The sequence below is a fragment of the Billgrantia lactosivorans genome, assembly GCF_003254665.1.
GTDB lineage: Bacteria > Pseudomonadota > Gammaproteobacteria > Pseudomonadales > Halomonadaceae > Halomonas > Halomonas lactosivorans.
In genome coordinates, this window is record NZ_QHGY01000001.1 from 1170870 (window position 1) to 1189778 (window position 18909).

The following is an 18909-nucleotide window of genomic DNA, read 5'->3' on the forward strand; positions in this document are numbered from 1 at the left end:
CGACATGACTACCGACTGCCTTGCCCTGATGGGCCACATGAGCTGGCTGGGTTGGCTGATGCCCCTGGCGATTCTTGCCCTGCTGGGCCTCGGCATCGCCGCCCTGCTCAAGTATCTCTTTACCACCCGCAAGCCGACTACCGGAGCCGAATCATGAACCGTCGTGCCACTTCCCTGCTGCTCTCCGCCAGCCTGCTGCTGGGCGCCACCGCCGCACACGCCGCCCTGCCCGAGGAGGCCACCCTGTACAAGAACCCGCAGTGCGGCTGCTGCGACGAGTACGCCCGCCAGCTCGAGGAGCGCGGCGTGACGGTGCATATCGTCGACGACATGGACATGGGCGAGATCAAGCAGGACGCCGGGCTGCCCTACGGGCTCGGCTCCTGCCACACGCTGCTGATGGGCGGCTATGCCATCGAGGGCCACGTGCCCTTCGAGGCGGTGGAGCGACTGTTCGAGGAGCGCCCGAAGATCGGTGGCATCGGCCTCGCTGGCATGCCCATCGGCACGCCCGGCATGCCGGGGCCGAAGCGCGAGGAGTGGAACGTCTATCAGTTCACCGATCAGCAGCCGTCGCCGTACATGACGCTGTGAGGCTCCTGCCGGGCGTCGGCCCCCAACGCCCGGCAACCGATGCCCTCCGGCCTGGCCAGGTGACTCAACGTTTGTCGCCGGGATCGACCAGCAGGCGATAGCCTACGCCGGCCTCGGTCTGCAGCAACTGCGGCGAGTAGGGGTCGTCCCCCAGCTTGTGACGCAGCTTGCTGACGACGATTCGCAGGTAATGAGTGTCCTGGGTGTGGGTGGGACCCCAGACGTGCCGCAACAGTTGGGTCTGGGTCACCACCCGGCCGGGATGGCGCGACAGCTGGTCGAGCACGGCGAACTCCTTGGGCGTGAGATGCAGATCCTGCCCACCCAGCCTGACGCGGCGTGCGGCGAGATCGATCTCGAGCCCCGCCCGCTCGATGTGCAGCGTCGCCGGGACGGCCCCCGTCGTGCCCTGCTGTCGCAGCAGCGCGCGGATCCGCGCCAGCAGCTCCTGGATGCCGAACGGCTTGGTGACGTAGTCGTTGGCGCCCGAGTCGAGGGCGCGCACCTTTTCCGCCTCCTGCTCGCGTACCGATACCACGATCACCGGCACCTGGCTCGACCGGCGCAGTTCGTCGAGCAGGTGCTGACCGTCCATGTCGGGCAGGCCGAGATCCAGCAGCACCAGGTCCGGACCGCGGGAAGCGACGAGGCTGAGCCCTTCCCTGCCGGTTGCCGCCTCGCTCACGATGAAGTCCTGGGACACCAGGCTGATGCGCAGGAAGCGTCGGATCTGGGGCTCGTCATCGATGATCAGGATATGCGGCCGTTCAATCGCCATTGCGGGTGGACTCCTGCTGCTCCGTCAGCGGCAACCGCATGACGATGGCCGTGCCCTGCCCATCTTGGCCGGGCAAGGCCTCGACGCTGCCGCCATGGGCGCCCAGCATGCCGCGGCAGATGGCCAGGCCCAGGCCACTGCCGTGACGACCGCGATCGCCCTCGCCGCCGGTGAAGAACATGTCGAACACCGCCTCGCGCTGCGTCGGGGGAATGCCGGGCCCCTGGTCGGTGACCCGTACCTCCAGCCACTCGCCACTCTCGTCGAGGCGGGCATGGATCCCCACCCGGCCGTTCGCCGGCGAGAAGCGCACGGCGTTGTCGATGACGTTGACCAGTGCCTGCTCGATCAGGGCCGGATGCACGTACAGCAGCGGCAGCCCGTCGGCCCCATCGCGTTCGATTCGCACCCGCTCCAGTGAGGCGCCAAGCCGCTTCAGGGCGGCGGTGACGAGATCGTCGAACGCGACCCAGTCGCGCTCGAGCTTGAGGCTGCCATGGCCCAGCCGGGTCATGTCGAGCAGGTTCTGAATGTAGCGGTTGAGACGCTCGCTCTCGGCGAGGATGCCGTCGAGCAGTTCGCGCCTGTCGGCGCGGCTGAGCTGGGGTTCAAGCTCCCGCAGCGAGCTGGCCGAGCCGATAATCGACGCGAGCGGCGTACGCAGGTCGTGCGACACCGACGACAGCAGTGCCGAGCGCAGCCGTTCGTTCTCCTCCGAGAGCCGCGAGGCGCCCAGCTCGGCCACCAGCCGGGTGCGCTCCAGGGCCATGCCGAGCTGGCGCGTCAGGGTGGTGACCAGGGTCTCCTGGTCGGGACCGAGCGGGCGCTCGCGCACGGCGAGCTCGAGCCCCACGATGCCCAGCATGCGCTCCTGTTCGACCAGCGGAATGAAGCGCCAGCGCAGCGAGCTCTGGGTGGCCGTGCCGGCGCCGCTGGGCTTGCGCTGCTGCCAGCTCCATGCCGCGGCGGCCTCCTCCTGGGCGCCAAGCCGGGCATTCGCCGGTACCGCACTGCGTACCACCAGGCCGCTTGCGGTATCGTCCTGATCAAGAAACGCCACCGGCACCCCCAGCCAGCGCTCCAGGGTGGAGACGCCGACATCGCGCACCTGCTCCCGATCGGTGGCGACCGAGAGCGCACGCGAGAAGGAGAGCAGCCGATGGCTCTGCTCGCGACTGCTGCGCAGCGCCATCAGGCGCCTGCGGCCACTTCCCGCGAGCTGCCCCACCACTACCGCCACCAGCAGGAAGAAGATGACCGTCAACAGCTGTTCGCGCTCGACCATTGCCAGGGAGAAGCGCGGTCGAGTGAAAAGAAAATTGAAGGCCACGAAGCCAAGTGCGGCGTTGATCATGGCGGCCCGGGTGCCCGCCAGGGTGGCGCTGACCAGCACCGCGGCAAGGAAGATCAACGACAGGTTGGCCAGCTCCAGCCAGAAGTCCAGCGCCCAGGCCACGGCCACGGCGGCGAGAAAGCTGCCTGCCACGACCATGCCCTCGCGCCAGCCCAGCGGATGCGGCCCGCGAACGGGTCGGAACCGACGCCGCGGACGCGCCTCGGCAACGACCACCACGTCATAGGCGCCGCCATATCGCAGCAACTGCGCCGCCAGCGGTTGTCGCCAGAAGCGCCAGCCCGAAGGGCGCGTCCGCCCGACCATCAAGGTGGCAACGCCCTGCTCCATGGCATAGTCGTGCAGCTCTCGTGCCCGCCCCGCTCCCTGCAGGATGCGCGCCTCACCGCCCAGCCGGTTCACCAGCGCCAGCCCCTGATCCAGGGCCAGCCGCTGCCGGGGTCCGGCCCGGCCGTTGTCCACGTGCACGGCCAGCCAGTGGACGCCCTCGCGCTGCGCATGGCGATGTGCCGCCCGCACCAGGGCGGCATCCTCCTCGCGACGCCCCCCCAGGGCAACCAGCAGCTGCGGGCGCCTCGGGCCCACCGGGCCGGTGCGTAGCTCGTCCTGTGGCGGCGATGAGTTCATGGACGCCTCCTGCCTACTGACGCCAGAACATCGGCGTCAGCAGGACCAGCACCGTGAGGATCTCGAGGCGCCCGAGCAGCATGCCGACACACAGCAGCCACTTGGCGGCATCGGGCAGCGTGGCGAAATTGCCCGACGGTCCGATGATGTCGCCCAGCCCCGGGCCGACGTTGGCCACCGCGGTGGCGGCCCCCGAGAGCGCCGTGGTCATGTCCAGCCCCATCAGCGCCAGCCCCAGGGCCAGGCCGGCGATGGTCAGGAAGAAGAAGAACGAGAACGCCACCACCCCGCGCGTGATGTCGTCGGTGAGTGGCTGGCCGTTGTAGCGAGAGGCGAATACGCCATGCGAGTGCACCAGGAAGCGCAGCTGGTTGCGCAGCAGGAGGGTGGCGACCTGGAAGCGGAAGATCTTCATGCCGCCGCTGGTGGAACCGCTGCAGCCGCCGACGAAGGTGAGATAGAAGAACGCCACGTAGGCCAGCGGCCCCCAGACGCTGTAGTCGTCGGAAGCGTAGCCGGTGGTGGTCACCACCGAGATGACGTTGAAGGCGACATGGGTCAACGCATCGAACGCCGGCGTGCCGAGCCAGATGCGCCATAGCGTGAGCCCGAGGATGACCATCGCCAGCAGCACCAGCAGGCCCTGCACCTGCTGGTCTCGCCACAGCGCCAGGCGCGACCCTCGCAGCATGCGGATATAGAGCACGAACGGCATGGCGCCTGCCAGCATGAACAGCGACCCCAGCCATAACAGGTGAGGCTGGTCGGCGTAGGCGCCGAAGGAGGCATCGGAATTGGCGAAGCCGCCGGTGGCAAGCGACGTCATGCTGTGCACGGCGGCGTCCAGCGGCCTCATGCCTCCCAGCCAGTAAGCCAGCATGGCGAGCAGGGTGAAGCCACAGTAGATGCTCAGGGTCGCCTTGGCGATGCCGCCGGTGCGGGGCATGACCTTGTCCGACCAGTCCGACGACTCGGTATGGAACAGCCGCATGCCCCCCACCTTGAGGAAGGGCAGGATGGCGATACCCATGACGATGATGCCGATCCCCCCCAGCCACTGCATGATGCCGCGCCAGAGTTTCAAGCCATCGGAGAGGTCCTCGATGCCCACCAGCACGGTGGAGCCGGTGGTGGTGATCGCCGACACCGATTCGAACACGGCATTGGTCGGTGACAACTGCGGCGCCCCCAGCACCAGCGGCAGGCTGGCGAAGCCGCTGACGCTGACCCAGCTCAGGGTAGTCAGCACGAACATCTGCCAGGGCTTGAGTTCGATCTGGGTACGCAGCGTGGAGAACCACACCAGCCCGACCGCTACCAGCACCAGCAGGATCGACAGCCCGAAGGCGCGGGCATCGGGATCCCGTTCGACGACGAGGACAATCCAGGGTATCGCCATGAAGACGGCCAGTACCATCCACATCACGGAGATCACCTTGAGGACGGGAGTCCAGCTCTGCCAGTGGTGCCTGACACGCAAGCCCAGCTCATTGCCAGCTTGAATGGCGCGCATAGGAGGTGCCCTGCTCCGCAACCCATCGTGCAGGCATGAAACCATACCCCGACCTAAAAAAGCCGTAAAAATCGCAGCCTGCCGACACCTAGCGGTGCAGCATCTCCAGGTATTGCTTGAGCACCACGGCATTGTTGCGGCGCTCGTCCTTGGCGCTGAACACCAGCGTGACGCTGCCCTTCCGTGCACGCTCCGCCAGTTCACGCAGGACGTCCCGCTGGGCCTTCAGTTCCGACAGGTAGCGACGGCGAAACTCGCCCCAGGGGAGCTTGCCATCGTGGAACGCCCTGCGCAGCTCGTCGCTCGGGGCCACCTCCTTGAGCCAGGCATCGATCGCGGCGTCCTCCTTCGAGACGCCGCGAGGCCAGAGGCGATCGACGAGGACGCGATAGCCATCCCGAGAGGAAGGCGCTTCATAGGCACGTTTGAGGGTAATACCCATCGCGGCACACTCCTTTGCCATTCGGGCTCAGCAAGGATACTGGCGTAGTGCAGCAGGACGTCGCGGCCAGCCGTGGGTGGCGCCAAGCGGCCAACCCTCGCTCCCGGCTTACAGCCTGCGTAGTCAATTTCCTACATCACGGAAGGAGAATTGATGACATTCTCACTTCAGGAACAGCGCTATCTTGAATCTACTCACGCCGGTTCTTGCACAGCAGTCGTGAGTCCCTTGCTTAATGCCCGCTTCTCGGCGGGCTTCTTTTTGGGCGGATCACGGCCGCGCCCAGCCAGCAGGGTTCATTCGCTCTCGAGATCGCTGATCAAGCGCTTCATCTCGGCGATCTCTTCACGCTGCGCTTCGATGATCTCGTCGGCCAGCTCCCTGACGCGCGGGTCGGAGATGTTGGCGCGCTCGCTCGTCAGGATGGCAATGGAGTGGTGCGGGATCATGGCGCTCATGTAGGAGGTGTCGTCGACGGTGGCCTGGCTCCTGACCAGCCAGAGCGAACCGGCGAAGACCACCACGCTGCCAAGGTAGATGGCGGCATTCAACTTGCGGTTGGGGTACATGCCGATCATGTAGGTCAGCATGACGATGGCCATGCACGAGCCCATGATCAGCGCCATGTAGGTGCGTGTCTCGCTGAACGTCAGGTGGTCGAGACGAAAGGTATTGAGGTACATGAGGCCGTACATGATCACCGTCGATGTGAGGATCATGGCGGCGAACCTGAGGTACATCTTCATGTTCATCCTCCTTGATGTCGGCCCCGGCGCGAGACCGTCACGCCGGGGAGAGCACCGAGCCAGGGCATCCGCTCGACAGCTGTGCCACCGTCTCGGTGTGACCGGGCCCCGATCGGCATTCCTTCCTCAAGTTAGCTCAGCCGTCGAGGGAAGACAGCGCCGGCAATGGAATCCAAACACAGGGCTACATTTCTCTACGTCGCCATCGGGTCAGACGAGCAGCGTCTCCCCTACCGTGATCGATTCCCCGGCACCGGCCAGCAGCGTGGCGTTCTGGCCGAAGTACGCTCCCGGGCGCAACGGCTGGGTCTTCATCTCGATCAGGGTCTGCAGCGGCTCGCCGGGCACATCGATGGTACCGCGGGCCTGGTCGATGGTGGTGATCTTGCAGCGCTGGCACGGCTTGCGCAGTCCCAGGCGGTAGTGCCCCTCCACGGAGCCCACCTCATGCCAGCCATCCTCGGCGAAAGCGGCAGCGCCTTCGACGACGATATTGGGCCGGAAGCGGTTCATGGGCAGCGGTATCAGCCCCTTCTCCTGAAGCACGACGTTGAGCGCATCGAGCGAGCCTTGCGAGGCGATCAGGTAGGGGTAACCGTCGGCAAAGGCGGTATGGGCCACTTCGCCCTGGAGGTGGCGGGCCTCCACCGGGCGCCGGTGGCCGTCGTCGAAGCGCACCAGGCGCAGGCGACTGCCGCGCAGGTCGCCCAGTACCCCGGTCAACCAATCGGCGGCCTCCTCCCCTTCGTCCAGTGCCGGGCAGGCATCGTCCCAGACGTAAGCGGTCAGGCGCGGCTGGTCGCGGCGTGCCAGCGCGACGGCCAGCGGCTGCGCTTCGGGATGCTCGAGTACCAGCCAGTCGTCCTCGAGCCGAACCGTGACCCGCGCCATTCCCGGCATCTGGCGCTGGGTGACGAAGCGCCCCACCTGGTCGACCACCATCCAGTTGCGGTCGTAAGCCAGGCCACGCACCCCCAGGGTCGCCTGCTCGAGTGCGATGCCGCGCAGTGACTTGACCGGGTAGACGTTGAGTTCCTTGATTCTCACGCTCCGTTCCTCCGTTGGGCGCCATGTTGCACGCCGGGGGTAAAGGCCCGAGCGATACCCGGCGCTGACAGGCTGGCCGTCATTGGCGACAATGGCGGTCCGCTCTCAGTACGAGGATTTTCGGCATGGCCCAGGCATGGCAGCACTATCGTAGCGCACCCGCGCCGGGAACGCGCCTCGTCAGGCTGGAGGAGCTGACGCCGCGCGACACCCACAGCCTGACCCTGACGGGCGACAAGGGGAGCTTCCCGCTGCTGCTGATTCGCCTCGACGATGCGCTGCTCGGCTACGTCAATGCCTGCCCTCACCAGTACCTGCCCCTCGATCAGCGCGGTGCGCGGATCCTCAGCCGCGACGGCGAACAGCTTCGCTGCAGCAACCACGACGCCACCTTCTCGGTACGAACCGGAGAGGGCCTTGGCGGGCTGGGGCTCGGCTGTGCCCTCGACCCGGTGCCGGTGAGGGTCGACGAGTCGGGCTGGGTCGTCATCGGCGCGGCGACCTGACGGCACATTTCGCTGATGGCTGACATCACGATTATTGATCAATCAAAGCCTTCCCATAGGCTGGCGGCATAGACTACGCTCACTTCTCCGACACTGCCTGCTCAAGGACGCCGCCGCATGTCACCGGCCGATTCCCTACGCCTGATCCTGCTCTCGACGCTATGGGGCATGTCGTTCATCTTCATGCGCGTGGCAGTGCCCGAGTTCGGCCCGGTGCCGCTGATCCTGGTGCGCATGGGCGTCGGCTCACTGCTGCTATTGCCGCTGCTCTTCAGCCTGCGCTACCTCCGGCTGGTGTGGGAGCACAAGGGCGGGCTGCTGCTGCTGGGGCTGGCCAACCACGTGCTGCCCTTCGTGCTGCTGGCCGTGGCCACCCTTCGCCTGGAAGCGGGCTTCACCTCGTTGATCAACGCCACCACGCCGATCTTCACCGCCCTGCTCGGCGCGCTGTTCTTCACCACGCCGGTGCAGCGCCAGCAGTACCTGGGCCTGGCGCTGGCCTTCTTCGGGGTCTACGTGCTGTCGGCCGATCGGCTTGACTTCGCCCTGGGCGGCGATGGCTGGTTCATCCTCGCCGCGGTGGGCGCCACCTTCTGCTACGGCGTGGCGAGCAACTACTCCAAGACCTACCTCTCGCATCTGCCGGTGCGGGTCCTGGCCGCCGGCAGCACCGCCATGTCGGCGCTGATCCTGCTGGTGCCAGGGCTGTGGCTGTGGCCCAGCGAACCGATCAGCGGGCTGGCCTGGGCCAACGGCCTGGGGCTCGCCGCCTTCAGCACCACCCTCGCCTTCCTGCTCTACTTCGGGCTGATCACCAGTGCCGGCGCCACCGCCACCTCGACGGTGACCTTCCTGGTGCCGGTCAGCGCGCTGCTGTGGGGCTATCTGCTGCTCGGCGAGCAACTCAGCCTGCAGGTCATGGTCGGCATGACCATCACCCTGGCGGGCACCGCCATCGCCACCGGGATGCTCCGCTGGCGACGGCGCGAAACGGCCTGAGCCTTCACCCTATCAGCGCATTAGACGAACCAGCCGTGCCAGGCGAATGCCGCTTGCTATGCTCCGAAAGCGGGCCAGGCGAGCCCGTTCGAGGCGAGGATCTGAACCATGAAAGCGAGATGGGAGGGAACTCTCCTGGCGAGCATGCTGCTCGGCGGGAGTCTGGTCATGCCGGTTGAGGCCCCGGCCTACACGCCAGGCGAGACAGGCGAGACAGGCGAGACAGCAGTGGAGACAACGGCTTTGCTGGAAGCGATACGCACGGCCACCCGACGCTTCGAGAGCGTCGAGGTCGCCTTGGCGGAGGGCTACGTGCCGGACCCTACGGGCCGGTGCATCAGCGCGGCATCGGAAGGATTGCCCGGCGAACTGGGAGGCATGGGGATCCATTACCTGCGCCCCGACCTGCTCGGCCTCTCGGCGAGCGAACCCCGAGTCGACGGCACCGGCGTCCATACCGATTTCCTCAACCCCGCCATCCTGCTCTACGAACCCCAGGAGGATGGAACGCTGAAGCTGGCGGGGGTCGAGAACCTGGTGTTCCAGAAGGCCTGGCACGCCGCCGGGAATAGCGCCCCCCCCACGTTCGCCGGACGCTCGTGGGATACCATGGCCGACGACCCCGCCACGGCGATCGACGAAGCCCACGGCTTTGAACCGCACTACGACCAGCATGTCTGGTTCAGCGACGACGGCACCGTTCACCTCGAGTCGTTCAATCCTCGGGTGAGCTGCACGCATCACCATAGCTGAGAGAGGCGCTTTTTACCCACGGGCGGCGGCGAGATAGCTCGCCGCCGCCCGTGGGTGACTCGCTTGGGTACCGGCTCAGAAGTTCGGCTTGCGCTTCTCGACGAAGGCGCCCATGCCCTCCTTCTGCTCGCTGCCGGCGAAGCAGAAGGCGAACAGCGCGGTCTCCAGCGCCAGGGCGCTGTCGAGGTCCTGGTCCATGCCGTCGTGCACCGCCTGCTTGGCGGCACGTACCGCCCGAGGACCGTTGCCTGACAGCTGCTTGATCAGTTCCTCGGCGTAGGCCTCGAGCTCGGCCTGGGGCATCACCCGGTTGACCAGGCCGATGCGCAGGGCCTCCTGGGCGTCGATCTTGCGCCCGGTGGTAACCAGGTCGATCGCCATGGCGGGGCCGACCCGACGCGGCAACCGCTGGGTGCCACCGAAGCCGGGAATCACGCCCAGCAGCACCTCGGGCTGGCCGAAGATGGCGTTGTCGCTGGCTACGGCCCAGTCGCAGGCCAGCGCCAGTTCGCAGCCGCCGCCAAGACAAAACCCGTTGACCAGGGCGACCACCGGCACCGGAAGGGTCTCCAGTCGCTTGATGGTGCGCAGGGCCTGGCTGGCGAAGGCGCGCGCCTCCTCCGGGGTCTTTTCGCGCATCTCGGTGATGTCGGCGCCGGCGACAAAGGATTTCTCGCCCGCCCCGGTAATCAACACGGCGCGCAGGTCGCTGCGCTGCTCGAGCTCGGTGAGCACGGTTTCCAGCTCGCCGAGCACGGCGCTGTTGAGGGCGTTCAGCGCCTTGGGCCGGTTGATGGTCAGGCGCACGACGCCGGCGTTGTCGACGACCTCGATCAGTTTGTCGCTCATGGGGGCTCCTTGCTTGTTGTCGGAACGATACCGACCAACCCTAGCGAACGCTTGGTTGGTCGGCAATCCCTTATTCGTAGATGTGGAAGCCGCGACCCGTTTTCCGCCCCAGATAGCCGGCCGCGACCATGCGTCGGAGCAGCGGGCAGGGGCGATACTTGGGATCGCCGAAGCCCTCCTGCAGCACGTCCATGATCGCCAGGCAGACGTCCAGCCCGATCAGGTCGGCGAGCGCCAGCGGCCCCATCGGGTGGGCGGCGCCGAGCTTCATCGACTGGTCGATGTCCTCGGCGCTGGCAGCCCCCTCCTGAAGCAGGAATGCCGCCTCGTTGATCATCGGCACCAGCAGGCGGTTGACGGCGAAGCCCGGCGAGTCGGCGATGGCCACCGGGGTCTTGCCCAGTTGCCTGGCCAGTTCCTCGATGCGCGCCACGGTGGCGTCAGAGGTCTGCTCGGCGCGGATCACCTCGACCAGCTTGAGCACCGGCACCGGGTTGAAGAAGTGCATGCCCACCACGCGCTCGGGGCGCTCGCACACCGCGGCGAGCCGGGTCAGCGACAGCGACGAGGTGTTCGAGGCGAGTATCGCATCGTGGCTCAGGCGGCTCAGGTCGCGGAACAGCTTCTCCTTCAGCGCCGGCTGCTCGGGGGCGGCCTCGACGATCACCTCGCAGCCGCGCAGGGCCTCGAGCGAGGTGGTCAGCTCGAGGCGCGCCATGGCCTCGCCCTTCTCGGCCTCGCCGAGCTTCTCCTTGGCCACCAGCTTGCCCAGCCCCTTGTCGATGGCGGCCTGGGCCCGGCCGAGCTGTTCGTCGGCCACGTCGTAGAGCTGCACGGGCAGGCCGCTCGCGACTAGCACCTGGGCGATACCCTGCCCCATGGTGCCGGCGCCGACCACGCCGATAGACTGTTGCGTCATGGTCTGTCTCCCGTTCAGTGCTTGCGCGCTTCTTCGCGCAGGACGAATTTCTGGATCTTGCCGGTGGAGGTCTTGGGCAGCTCGGTGAAGATCACCGTCTTGGGCACCTTGAAGCGCGCCAGGTGTTCACGGCAGTGCTCGATGATGTCGGCTTCGGTCACCTCGCCGTAGCCCACCTTGAGCTTGACGAAGGCGCAGGGCGTCTCGCCCCACTTCTCGTCGGGCTTGGCCACCACCGCGGCCTCCTCAACGGCCGGATGCGAGTAGATGGCATCCTCGACCTCGATGGTGGAGATGTTCTCGCCGCCGGAGATGATGATGTCCTTGGAGCGGTCCTTGATCTCGATGTAGCCGTCCGGATGCCATACGGCGAGGTCGCCGGTGTGGTACCAGCCGCCCTCCAGCGCCTGCTCGGTGGCGGCCTCGTTCTTGAGGTAGCCCTTCATCACGTTGTTGCCGCGCATCAGGATCTCGCCGATGGTCTCGCCATCCTTGGGTACCGGTTCCAGGGTGTTGGGGTCGGCCACGCAGAGCGCTTCCAGCATGTGGTAGCGCACCCCCTGGCGCGCCTTGATCCGGGCACGCTGTTCCAGCGGCAGCTCGTCCCACGCCTCGCGCCAGGCGCACACGGTCACCGGCCCGTAGACCTCGGTGAGACCGTAGACATGGGTCACCTCGATGCCGAGCGTCTCGACTCCGGCGATCACCGAGGCGGGTGGCGCGGCGCCGGCGGTGGTGACCTTCACCGGGTGGTCGAACTCGCGCTTGTGCTCCGCCGGCAGGTTGACCAGGCCGTTGAGCACGATCGGCGCGCCGCTGAAGTGGGTGACCTTTTCATCGGCGATCAGGTCCATGATCCGCTTGGGATCGACCTTGCGCAGGCATACGCTGGTCCCGGCGTTGGCGGCGATGGTCCAGGGGAAGCACCAGCCGTTGCAGTGGAACATCGGCAGGGTCCAGAGGTAGACCGGATGGTGCGGCATGGCCCACTCGAGGATGTTGCTCACCGCGTTGAGGTAGGCGCCGCGGTGGTGGTAGACCACGCCCTTGGGCTTGCCGGTGGTACCCGAGGTGTAGTTGAGCGAGATCGCCTGCCACTCGTCCTCGGGCAGGCGGTAGGCGTAGTCGGCATCGCCCTCGGCCAGCAGCGCCTCGTACTCGATCTCGCCGATGTGGCGCGCCTCGCCCTCGAACAGGGCGTCGTCGACGTCGATCACCAGCGGCTTGATGGCGAGCCGCGACACGGCCTCCTCGATCACCCCGGCGAACTCGGGGTCGACCAGGATCGCCTGGGCCTCGCCGTGTTCGAGCATGTAGGCGATGGCCTCGGCGTCGAGGCGGATGTTGAGCGTGTTGAGCACGCAGCCGGCCAGCGGCACGCCGAAGTGCGCCTCGAACATGGCCGGCACGTTGGGCAGCATGGCGGCCACCGTCTCGCCGGGCTTGATGCCGCGCTTCCCGAGCGCCGAGGCGAGCCGGCGGCAGCGCGCCCAGGTCTCGCTCCAGCTGCGGCGGACGCCGCCGTGGACCACCGCCGGGTAGTCGGGGTAGATGGAGGCGCTGCGCTCGATGAAGGTCAGTGGCGATAGCGGGACGAAGTTGGCCGGCGTCTTGGGCAAGTCCTGTTCGAAGATGCTGTCGTTCATGGTGGGCTCCGGGTGTGGTGTCGTTATTGTAAAGCGCTGCCCGCTGCCTCAGGAGGCGGTGAGCGGGAAGTCGACCAGGCTCTGCATGCCGGCCTCGATCACGCTACGATTGGCACGGCCGAGCGGCAGCCAGTGGCGCAGGGCGAAGTCGGCGGCAGCCAGCTTGGCCCGGTAGAAGGGCTCGTCGCTACCGCCGGCCAGGGCGGCGCGGGCCTTGAGCGCCGCGCGCCCCATCTGCCAGGCGCACAGCACGTGCCCGGCCAGGGCGAGGAACGGCGTGGCGTAGGCCTGGACGGCATCCGGCCCGGTTTGCGTATCGCGCCCCGCCTCGAGCACCAGAGCCATGGCGGCACGCAGGTCGGCGGCACCGGCGGCCAGGCTCTCCCCCAGGGCGGCAAGCTCGCCGCTGTCACGCAGCTCACCGGCGGTAACCTCGACCTCCTCGACCAGCCCGCTCAGCGCCGCACCGCCATCGCGGGAAAGCTTGCGTCCGGCCAGGTCGAGGGCCTGGATGCCGTTGGTGCCCTCGTAGATCGGTGCGATGCGGGCGTCGCGCAGCAGTTGGGCGGCGCCGGTCTCTTCGATATAGCCCATGCCGCCATGCACCTGCACGCCCAGCGAAGCGATTTCCACGGCCTGGTCGGTGGAGAACGCCTTGACCACCGGGATCAGCACGTCGGCCCGCGCCTGGGCGGCCTCGCGCTCGGCGGCGTCGGCCGCATGGCGCGCCACGTCGAGCTGGGCGGCGCAGGTGAGCGCCAGTGCCCGCAGGGCATCGGTGCGGGCACGCATGGAGAGCAGCATACGGCGTACGTCGAGGTGCTCGCTGATGGTGGCCTCGGCGCCGCGCGCCCTGCCCTGCACGCGGTCCAGGGCATAGGCGAAGGCGTGCTGGCAGGCACGCTCGGCCACGCCGATGCCCTGCACGCCGACCTTGTGGCGCGCCTCGTTCATCATGGTGAACATGTGGTTGAGGCCGCGCCCCTCCTCGCCCACCAGGTAGCCGATGGCGCCATCGTGCTCGCCGAAGCTCAGGGTGCAGGTGGGCGAGCCGTGGATGCCCAGCTTGTGCTCGATGGAAGCGCAGGTGACGTCGTTGCGCTCGCCCAGCGAACCGTCCTCGTTGACCAGGAATTTCGGTACCAGGAACAGCGAGATGCCCTTGTTGCCCTCGGGGGCGTCGGGCTTGCGCGCCAGCACCAGGTGGATGATGTTCTCGCTGGCGTCGTGCTCGCCCCAGGTGATGAAGATCTTCTGGCCGAACAGGCGGTAATGATCGTCTTCGGGGACGGCGCGAGTCCGCACCTTGGAGAGATCGGAGCCGGCCTGGGGCTCGGTGAGGTTCATGGTACCGGTCCAGCTGCCCTCGACCAGCCTGGGCAGGTAGGTCGCCTTGAGCGCCTCGCTGCCGTGGTGAGCCAGTGCCTCGATGGCACCGGCGGTGAGCATCGGGCACAGCCCCAGCGCCATGTTGGCGCCATGCAGCATCTCCTGCACGCTGCTCGCCACCACCTCGGGAAGGCCCTGGCCGCCCAGCGCCTGGGACACGCCGATGCCGTTCCAGCCGCCTTCGGCATAGGCGCGGTAGGCCTCGGCGAAGCCGTCGGGCAGGGTCACGCCGCCGTCCTCCCGGCGCGTGCAGCCCTGGCGGTCGCCGCTGGCGTTGAGCGGGGCCCACACCTCGCCGGCCAGCTTGGCCGCCTCTTCCAGCACGGCCTCGACCAGGTCGGGGCTGGCCTCCTCGAAGCCGGGCAGGTCGAGCGAGCGGTGTTCGAGCAGTTCCTCGAGCACGAAGCGAAGATCACGAACGGAGGCGGCGAAGGGGAACATGGCACTACCTCGGGAAAAATGATAACGGCGATAGTAGTTTCACTATTTTTCGTTAACCATTATCCCTAGGTCGCACCCCGACGCAAAGCGCCCGATGCGGGGCATCGGGCGCACACAGGAGCTCTCGCGGCAGGAGGGACGTGTCGGATCAGCGGCGCGCCTCGCCGCCGAACGCCTCGGCTCGCTCGGGCTCATCCGCCGCCGCCGGGGCGCTATCGTCCTCATCGGCGTAGAAGACGATATGCGGCTCATCCGGCGGCGGTGGGCCGACGAGGGGCTCGGCCACGTCGACTTCCGGCACCACGTGGGAGAGGTCCTCCACGTATTCGTGCTCGGTGGCGCCCTGCACCAGCTCCTCGGTGACGGTAAGCTCGGCGCCCGCCGACGACATCGGTGTCGAGGGTGCGAAGGGCGCCACCGGCACCGGCGCCGGGCGCACGCTGCGCCGCCAGGCGAAGAAGCCCACCAGGAACAGGCTCATGGCGCCGAAGGCCCAGAACAGCCCGGCATCCCCCGCCCAGGCCATCACCGGCGAGATCAGCGGGGGGCTCACCGTCGAGCCGATGGCGTTGATCAGCAGCAGGCCCTGGCTCATGCGCACCAGCGCCCCCGCCGGCGCGCGGTCGGCGGCGTGGCTCACCGCCACCGGGTAGAGCGCGAAGACCCCGCCGCCCAGCAGGAACAGCAGCGCCGCCAGCACCCAGGTCGACAGCGGCAGCAGCAACATGCCGGCCGAGATCAGCGCACAGAAGGCGCCGATCATGATCAGCACGATCTGGCGGTCGTGGCGGTCGGACCAGCGCCCGAGGGGATACTGCAGCAGCATGGCGCCGAGCACGACGACCGCCATCATCTGGCCCACCTGCCCCACCGACAGGCCGACACGCTGCAGGTAGAGCGGCAGCAGCGTGTAGACGGCGGCGACCGCCAGGCCCGAGCCGAAGCTGCCCATCACCCCGGTGGGCGTCATCGTGATCAGGCGCATCGGCGAGAGCGGCTCGGCATGCTCGATCAGCGGCGAGACGCGGGGAATCATGGCCATGGGCAGCACCGACAGCGAGGCCAGCATGCCGATGACCATGAACGGCGCTGTCTCGCCCATGGCATCGGTGACGCCGAGCAGCAGCTGGCCGATCACCCCGGCGGCATACAGCGAGATCATGTAGAGCGCCAGCAGCCGCCCGCGTACCTTCTGGTCGCCCGAGGTGAGCAGCCAGCTCTCGATGACCAGGTAGACCCCCACGGTGGCCCAGCCGCCGACCAGGCGCAGGGCGAACCAGGCCCAGGGTTCGAAGATCAGCGCCTGCAGCAGCACGGTGACCGCCACCAGCGAGGCGAAACTGCCATAGGCGCGTATATGGCCGATACGCAGCAGCAGCCTGTCGTTGAACATGGCGCCCAGCGCCAGGCCGATGAAGTAGGCCGACGAGACCCAGCCGATGACCACCGGCGACTCCCCGGCCGCGTCCAGCCGCAGGGTAATCAGGGTGGCCAGGAAGCCGTTGCCGATGCCCAGGATGAAGAGCCCCAGCAGAGGAGCCAGGGCCATGGCCAGAAGTTGCCGCGACATGAGCGCGCCTCTCGACAGCAGATGAGTAAAGGGAAAAAGATGCCAGAAAACGCCGTGGAACGCTGCCCACCGCCCCCGTCGCGACGCCGAAAAAAGCGCGCCGCTCGAGCCGGGCGGCGCGAATCATACGCCTGGCAACGCCAGTGTCAAACGCTTATTCCCTGCGCGCACTCAATGTCAGTACAAAACACCCCAAGCACCTCACCTGGCAGCAAGTCCTGCTGAAAAACAGGGTAACGCCTCTCTCAGCGTTTCCGCAGCAGCGCCACGTCGGCGGCAGGAAACTCGAGGCTCATGCCGAGCCGCTGCGCCAGCCACTCGAAGCTCGCCTCGCTGAAGAAGCACACGTGGGTGGGATCGAGGATGTAGTGCCAGCGGGCGAAGGCTTCCTCGCTGGTCACCCGCTTGGTCATCAGCCCCAGCCAGCCGCCCGCGGGCAGCAGGGCCGCCAGGCGCTCGAGCTCGCGCCCCGGGGCGAAGAGGTGCTCCACCACCTCGGTGGCGGTGACGAAATCGTAGCGCCGCTCGAGCACGGAGGCGTCCGGGGCATAGTAGGGGTCGTAGATCGCCATCGGGTATCCCGCCTCCTCGAACATCAGCGACAGCGTCGGGCCGGGGCCGGCGCCGAAGTCGAGGCCGCGAGCGCCCGGTGTCAGCCGGCACTGCAGCGGTTCGTACAGCCGCGACAGGAAACGCCGGTAGCCGGGGTCGTCGGGGTGGTTCTGGTGCCGGTCGTAGACCGCCCTCTCCTGCTCGGGGGCAAGGCGCTGCGCCGGCGGCACATAGGCCAGCCGGCAGACGTCGCAGCGATAGTAGTCGCGTCGCGCGTCGCGATGAAAATGTCGCGAATGCGGGGATGCGCATAGCGGGCAGGTCGGCATCGTCGTATCCTTTTGGGCCTGGCGAAACACTCAAAACAACGAGGAGGCCGGCAATGCTGTCAGGTCTGGACCACCTGGTCATCACCGTGACCGACATTTCCCGTGCCGTGGACTTCTACTCCCGGGTGCTCGGGCTCGAGGTGCGCTATCGCGATCGCGAGCGCGTCGACCTGATGCTCGGCGACATCGCCCTGCGCCTGCACTGGACGGCCACCGACATCGAGCCGCGCGCCGCCACCCCGACGCCGGGAAGCCTCGACCTCTGCCTGCGCAGCCTGCTGCCGCTGGACGAGGTCCAGCGCCACCTGGCGGCGCTTGACGTGGAGGTCGAGCTCGGCCCCGTCACCCGCCAGGGTGCCAACGGCCTCATCGAGTCGCTCTACCTGCGCGACCCCGATGGCAACCTGCTCGAGATCAGTCGCCCGCTCAAGGAGGCTGCCGATTAGTCCCCTTCCTGGCATTGTCGCCCACGGCCGGTATCATTGTCGCAAACCATGACCGACGGGATCCCCCATGAACGACAGCCCCGAGAGCCGCAGCGTCATCGATTCGGGCGGCGAGCCCGACATCACCCTGCCCATCGTCGTCTATGCCCTGCTCCTGGCGGGCATCGTCAGCGGCGGCCTGACGACGCTGATCGGCGTGGTGATCGCCTACGTCTATCGCGGCGAGGGGCCGCACTGGCTCGACGAGCACTATCGCTACCAGATCCGCACCTTCTGGCTCACGCTGCTCTATCTTGCCATCTCCTCCCTGCTGATGCTGGTCATGATCGGCTTCGTGACCTGGCTGCTGGTGGTGGTCTGGCTGGTCATTCGCTGCGTCAAGGGCATCAAGCGTCTGCAGCAGCACCGCGCCCCCGACAACGTGGACGCCTGGCTGATCTGAGCCCATGAGCGAGACGCCGCCACCCACCGCCTCCCTGCAGGGCCGTGCCATCGCCATGCTGTGGCATGCCCTGGCCGGCCGCCGACCCGCCACGCTGTGGCGGCTGGCCCGCCTCGCCGGCCCCCTGATCCATCGCTTCAGCCGCCGCGAGCGCGAAGTCACCGAGATCAACCTTGCCCAGGTCCATCCCGGGCAGGATCGGGCCGAGCGCCGTCGGCTGGCCCGCGAGAGCCTGACCCACTCCGCCGCCACCATGCTCGAGCTGGGCTTCGCCTGGATGGCCGCCCCACAGCGGGTCGAGGACGCCATTCTCGAGATCCACGGCCGCGAGCTGCTCGACGACGCCCGCGCCGAGGGCCGCGGGGTCATCGTGCTAGCCCCGCACTTCGGCAACTGGGAGGTGCTCAACTTCTGGCTCTCGAGCCACTTCCCCTTCACCGCCATGTACGAGCCGCCGAAGATCGCCGAGCTCGACCCTGTGATCCGCCAGGGCCGCGAGCGCATGGGGGCGAGCCTGGTGCCGACCAACCCGCGCGGCGTCGCCGCCCTGCTCAAGGCGCTCAAGCGCAGCGAGGCGGTGGGCATCCTGCCTGACCAGGAGCCCGACTGGGGCAGCGGGGTGTTCGCCCCCTTCTACCATCGCCTCGCCTACACCGCGACCCTGCTGCCCAAGCTGGTGGCACGCACCGACGCCCGGGTGGTCACCGGCGTGGCGCGACGCCTTCCCGGCCGCGGCTTTGCCATCCACTTTCTCGCCGCCGACGAGCGGGTCTACGCCGTCGACGAGACCGAATCCGCCACCGGCGTCAATGCCTGCGTGGAGGATGCCATCGCCCTCGACCCGGCCCAGTACCAGTGGGAGTACAAGCGTTACCGCAAGGTGATCGAGGAGCAGCAGGGCGTGCCCAACCACCGCCAGTATCGGCTCTACTGACCGCCGCCGCACGCCGGCCCCAGGAGGAGGCAT

20 protein-coding genes are annotated in these 18909 nt (G+C 67.7%); 8 read left to right on the forward strand and 12 right to left on the reverse strand.

What is annotated here, in order from left to right; all coding sequences use genetic code 11:
* Positions 1 to 4 precede the first annotated feature (4 nt).
* Together DIS04_RS20560 and DIS04_RS05220 are read left to right on the forward strand one after the other, a co-directional pair.
* Positions 5 to 157: a hypothetical protein gene (locus tag DIS04_RS20560; protein ID WP_179951216.1), complete on the forward strand. Its 153-nt coding sequence runs from the start codon at positions 5 to 7 to the stop codon at positions 155 to 157.
* A complete protein-coding gene (locus DIS04_RS05220; RefSeq protein WP_111412640.1) occupies positions 154 to 594 on the forward strand; it encodes a DUF411 domain-containing protein in 441 nt (146 codons plus the stop codon). The genes DIS04_RS20560 and DIS04_RS05220 overlap by 4 nt, the downstream gene beginning before the upstream one ends.
* 64 nt (positions 595 to 658) lie before the next feature.
* Here DIS04_RS05220 and DIS04_RS05225 read toward each other — a convergent pair whose 3' ends face one another.
* From DIS04_RS05225 to DIS04_RS05250, 6 genes are all read right to left on the reverse strand, one after another.
* Complete coding sequence (locus tag DIS04_RS05225; protein WP_111412642.1) at positions 659 to 1372, reverse strand: response regulator; 714 nt, start codon at positions 1370 to 1372, stop codon at positions 659 to 661.
* The gene (locus DIS04_RS20715; protein WP_111412644.1) at positions 1362 to 3353 is read right to left on the reverse strand and encodes an ATP-binding protein; all 1992 of its coding nucleotides are present in this window, start codon (positions 3351 to 3353) and stop codon (positions 1362 to 1364) included. The genes DIS04_RS05225 and DIS04_RS20715 overlap by 11 nt, the downstream gene beginning before the upstream one ends.
* Positions 3354 to 3366: 13 nt before the next feature.
* On the reverse strand, positions 3367 to 4833 hold the full coding sequence (trkI, locus tag DIS04_RS05235; protein ID WP_422667544.1) for a Trk system potassium transporter TrkI: 1467 nt from the start codon (positions 4831 to 4833) through the stop codon (positions 3367 to 3369).
* A 121-nt stretch (positions 4834 to 4954) separates the two neighbouring features.
* The gene (locus DIS04_RS05240) at positions 4955 to 5308 is read right to left on the reverse strand and encodes a DUF488 domain-containing protein (RefSeq protein WP_111412647.1); all 354 of its coding nucleotides are present in this window, start codon (positions 5306 to 5308) and stop codon (positions 4955 to 4957) included.
* 296 nt (positions 5309 to 5604) lie between these two features.
* The gene (locus DIS04_RS05245; RefSeq protein ID WP_111412649.1) at positions 5605 to 6054 is read right to left on the reverse strand and encodes a DUF305 domain-containing protein; all 450 of its coding nucleotides are present in this window, start codon (positions 6052 to 6054) and stop codon (positions 5605 to 5607) included.
* Positions 6055 to 6264: 210 nt separating this feature from the next.
* On the reverse strand, positions 6265 to 7101 hold the full coding sequence (locus DIS04_RS05250; protein ID WP_111412650.1) for an MOSC domain-containing protein: 837 nt from the start codon (positions 7099 to 7101) through the stop codon (positions 6265 to 6267).
* 125 nt (positions 7102 to 7226) lie between these two features.
* On the opposite strand from DIS04_RS05250, the gene DIS04_RS05255 reads away from it, so the two are divergent.
* From DIS04_RS05255 to DIS04_RS05265, 3 genes are all read left to right on the forward strand, one after another.
* Positions 7227 to 7607 carry a Rieske (2Fe-2S) protein gene (locus DIS04_RS05255; protein ID WP_111412652.1) on the forward strand — a complete coding sequence of 127 codons (381 nt, stop codon included), beginning with the start codon at positions 7227 to 7229 and terminating at the stop codon, positions 7605 to 7607.
* Positions 7608 to 7724: 117 nt separating this feature from the next.
* Positions 7725 to 8606 carry a DMT family transporter gene (locus tag DIS04_RS05260; protein ID WP_111412654.1) on the forward strand — a complete coding sequence of 294 codons (882 nt, stop codon included), beginning with the start codon at positions 7725 to 7727 and terminating at the stop codon, positions 8604 to 8606.
* A gap of 108 nt (positions 8607 to 8714) precedes the next feature.
* Positions 8715 to 9359: a hypothetical protein gene (locus tag DIS04_RS05265; protein ID WP_218938125.1), complete on the forward strand. Its 645-nt coding sequence runs from the start codon at positions 8715 to 8717 to the stop codon at positions 9357 to 9359.
* Between the two features lie 75 nt (positions 9360 to 9434).
* On the opposite strand, the gene DIS04_RS05270 is transcribed toward DIS04_RS05265, so the two are convergent.
* The 6 genes from DIS04_RS05270 to DIS04_RS05295 all read right to left on the reverse strand — a co-directional run bounded on the left by DIS04_RS05270 (position 9435) and on the right by DIS04_RS05295 (position 17054).
* Positions 9435 to 10208 carry an enoyl-CoA hydratase-related protein gene (locus DIS04_RS05270; RefSeq protein WP_111412656.1) on the reverse strand — a complete coding sequence of 258 codons (774 nt, stop codon included), beginning with the start codon at positions 10206 to 10208 and terminating at the stop codon, positions 9435 to 9437.
* A gap of 70 nt (positions 10209 to 10278) precedes the next feature.
* A complete protein-coding gene (locus DIS04_RS05275) occupies positions 10279 to 11127 on the reverse strand; it encodes a 3-hydroxybutyryl-CoA dehydrogenase (protein ID WP_111412658.1) in 849 nt (282 codons plus the stop codon).
* 14 nt (positions 11128 to 11141) lie between these two features.
* Positions 11142 to 12773: an acyl-CoA synthetase gene (locus DIS04_RS05280; RefSeq protein WP_111412660.1), complete on the reverse strand. Its 1632-nt coding sequence runs from the start codon at positions 12771 to 12773 to the stop codon at positions 11142 to 11144.
* A 48-nt stretch (positions 12774 to 12821) separates the two neighbouring features.
* Positions 12822 to 14603, reverse strand: coding sequence for an acyl-CoA dehydrogenase (locus DIS04_RS05285; RefSeq protein ID WP_111412661.1), 1782 nt, complete (start codon positions 14601 to 14603; stop codon positions 12822 to 12824).
* Positions 14604 to 14751: 148 nt separating this feature from the next.
* Positions 14752 to 16173 (reverse strand): MFS transporter, encoded by a 1422-nt coding sequence (locus tag DIS04_RS05290; RefSeq protein WP_111412663.1) that lies wholly within the window; start codon positions 16171 to 16173, stop codon positions 14752 to 14754.
* Between the two features lie 245 nt (positions 16174 to 16418).
* Complete coding sequence (locus DIS04_RS05295) at positions 16419 to 17054, reverse strand: class I SAM-dependent methyltransferase (RefSeq protein ID WP_111412665.1); 636 nt, start codon at positions 17052 to 17054, stop codon at positions 16419 to 16421.
* A 53-nt stretch (positions 17055 to 17107) separates the two neighbouring features.
* Here DIS04_RS05295 and DIS04_RS05300 point away from each other — a divergent pair, with 53 nt between their 5' ends.
* The 3 genes from DIS04_RS05300 (at position 17108) to DIS04_RS05310 (ending at position 18876) form a co-directional block, all read left to right on the forward strand.
* Positions 17108 to 17500 (forward strand): VOC family protein, encoded by a 393-nt coding sequence (locus tag DIS04_RS05300; protein ID WP_111412667.1) that lies wholly within the window; start codon positions 17108 to 17110, stop codon positions 17498 to 17500.
* Between the two features lie 67 nt (positions 17501 to 17567).
* A complete protein-coding gene (locus DIS04_RS05305; RefSeq protein ID WP_111412669.1) occupies positions 17568 to 17942 on the forward strand; it encodes a DUF4870 family protein in 375 nt (124 codons plus the stop codon).
* Between the two features lie 4 nt (positions 17943 to 17946).
* Complete coding sequence (locus DIS04_RS05310) at positions 17947 to 18876, forward strand: lysophospholipid acyltransferase family protein (RefSeq protein ID WP_111412671.1); 930 nt, start codon at positions 17947 to 17949, stop codon at positions 18874 to 18876.
* Positions 18877 to 18909: the final 33 nt, after the last annotated feature.

Coding starts and splice junctions, on each gene's coding strand:
- DIS04_RS05285 (WP_111412661.1), bottom strand. CDS start 14,603: ATGTTCCCCTTCGCCGCCTCCGTTCGTGATCTTCGCTTCGTGCTCGAG.
- DIS04_RS05265 (WP_218938125.1), top strand. CDS start 8,715: ATGAAAGCGAGATGGGAGGGAACTCTCCTGGCGAGCATGCTGCTCGGC.
- DIS04_RS05255 (WP_111412652.1), top strand. CDS start 7,227: ATGGCCCAGGCATGGCAGCACTATCGTAGCGCACCCGCGCCGGGAACG.
- DIS04_RS05240 (WP_111412647.1), bottom strand. CDS start 5,308: ATGGGTATTACCCTCAAACGTGCCTATGAAGCGCCTTCCTCTCGGGAT.
- DIS04_RS05280 (WP_111412660.1), bottom strand. CDS start 12,773: ATGAACGACAGCATCTTCGAACAGGACTTGCCCAAGACGCCGGCCAAC.
- DIS04_RS05310 (WP_111412671.1), top strand. CDS start 17,947: ATGAGCGAGACGCCGCCACCCACCGCCTCCCTGCAGGGCCGTGCCATC.
- DIS04_RS05270 (WP_111412656.1), bottom strand. CDS start 10,208: ATGAGCGACAAACTGATCGAGGTCGTCGACAACGCCGGCGTCGTGCGC.
- DIS04_RS05245 (WP_111412649.1), bottom strand. CDS start 6,054: ATGAAGATGTACCTCAGGTTCGCCGCCATGATCCTCACATCGACGGTG.
- DIS04_RS20715 (WP_111412644.1), bottom strand. CDS start 3,353: ATGAACTCATCGCCGCCACAGGACGAGCTACGCACCGGCCCGGTGGGC.
- DIS04_RS05275 (WP_111412658.1), bottom strand. CDS start 11,127: ATGACGCAACAGTCTATCGGCGTGGTCGGCGCCGGCACCATGGGGCAG.
- DIS04_RS05300 (WP_111412667.1), top strand. CDS start 17,108: ATGCTGTCAGGTCTGGACCACCTGGTCATCACCGTGACCGACATTTCC.
- DIS04_RS05220 (WP_111412640.1), top strand. CDS start 154: ATGAACCGTCGTGCCACTTCCCTGCTGCTCTCCGCCAGCCTGCTGCTG.
- DIS04_RS05305 (WP_111412669.1), top strand. CDS start 17,568: ATGAACGACAGCCCCGAGAGCCGCAGCGTCATCGATTCGGGCGGCGAG.
- DIS04_RS20560 (WP_179951216.1), top strand. CDS start 5: ATGACTACCGACTGCCTTGCCCTGATGGGCCACATGAGCTGGCTGGGT.
- DIS04_RS05290 (WP_111412663.1), bottom strand. CDS start 16,173: ATGTCGCGGCAACTTCTGGCCATGGCCCTGGCTCCTCTGCTGGGGCTC.
- DIS04_RS05295 (WP_111412665.1), bottom strand. CDS start 17,054: ATGCCGACCTGCCCGCTATGCGCATCCCCGCATTCGCGACATTTTCAT.
- DIS04_RS05225 (WP_111412642.1), bottom strand. CDS start 1,372: ATGGCGATTGAACGGCCGCATATCCTGATCATCGATGACGAGCCCCAG.
- DIS04_RS05260 (WP_111412654.1), top strand. CDS start 7,725: ATGTCACCGGCCGATTCCCTACGCCTGATCCTGCTCTCGACGCTATGG.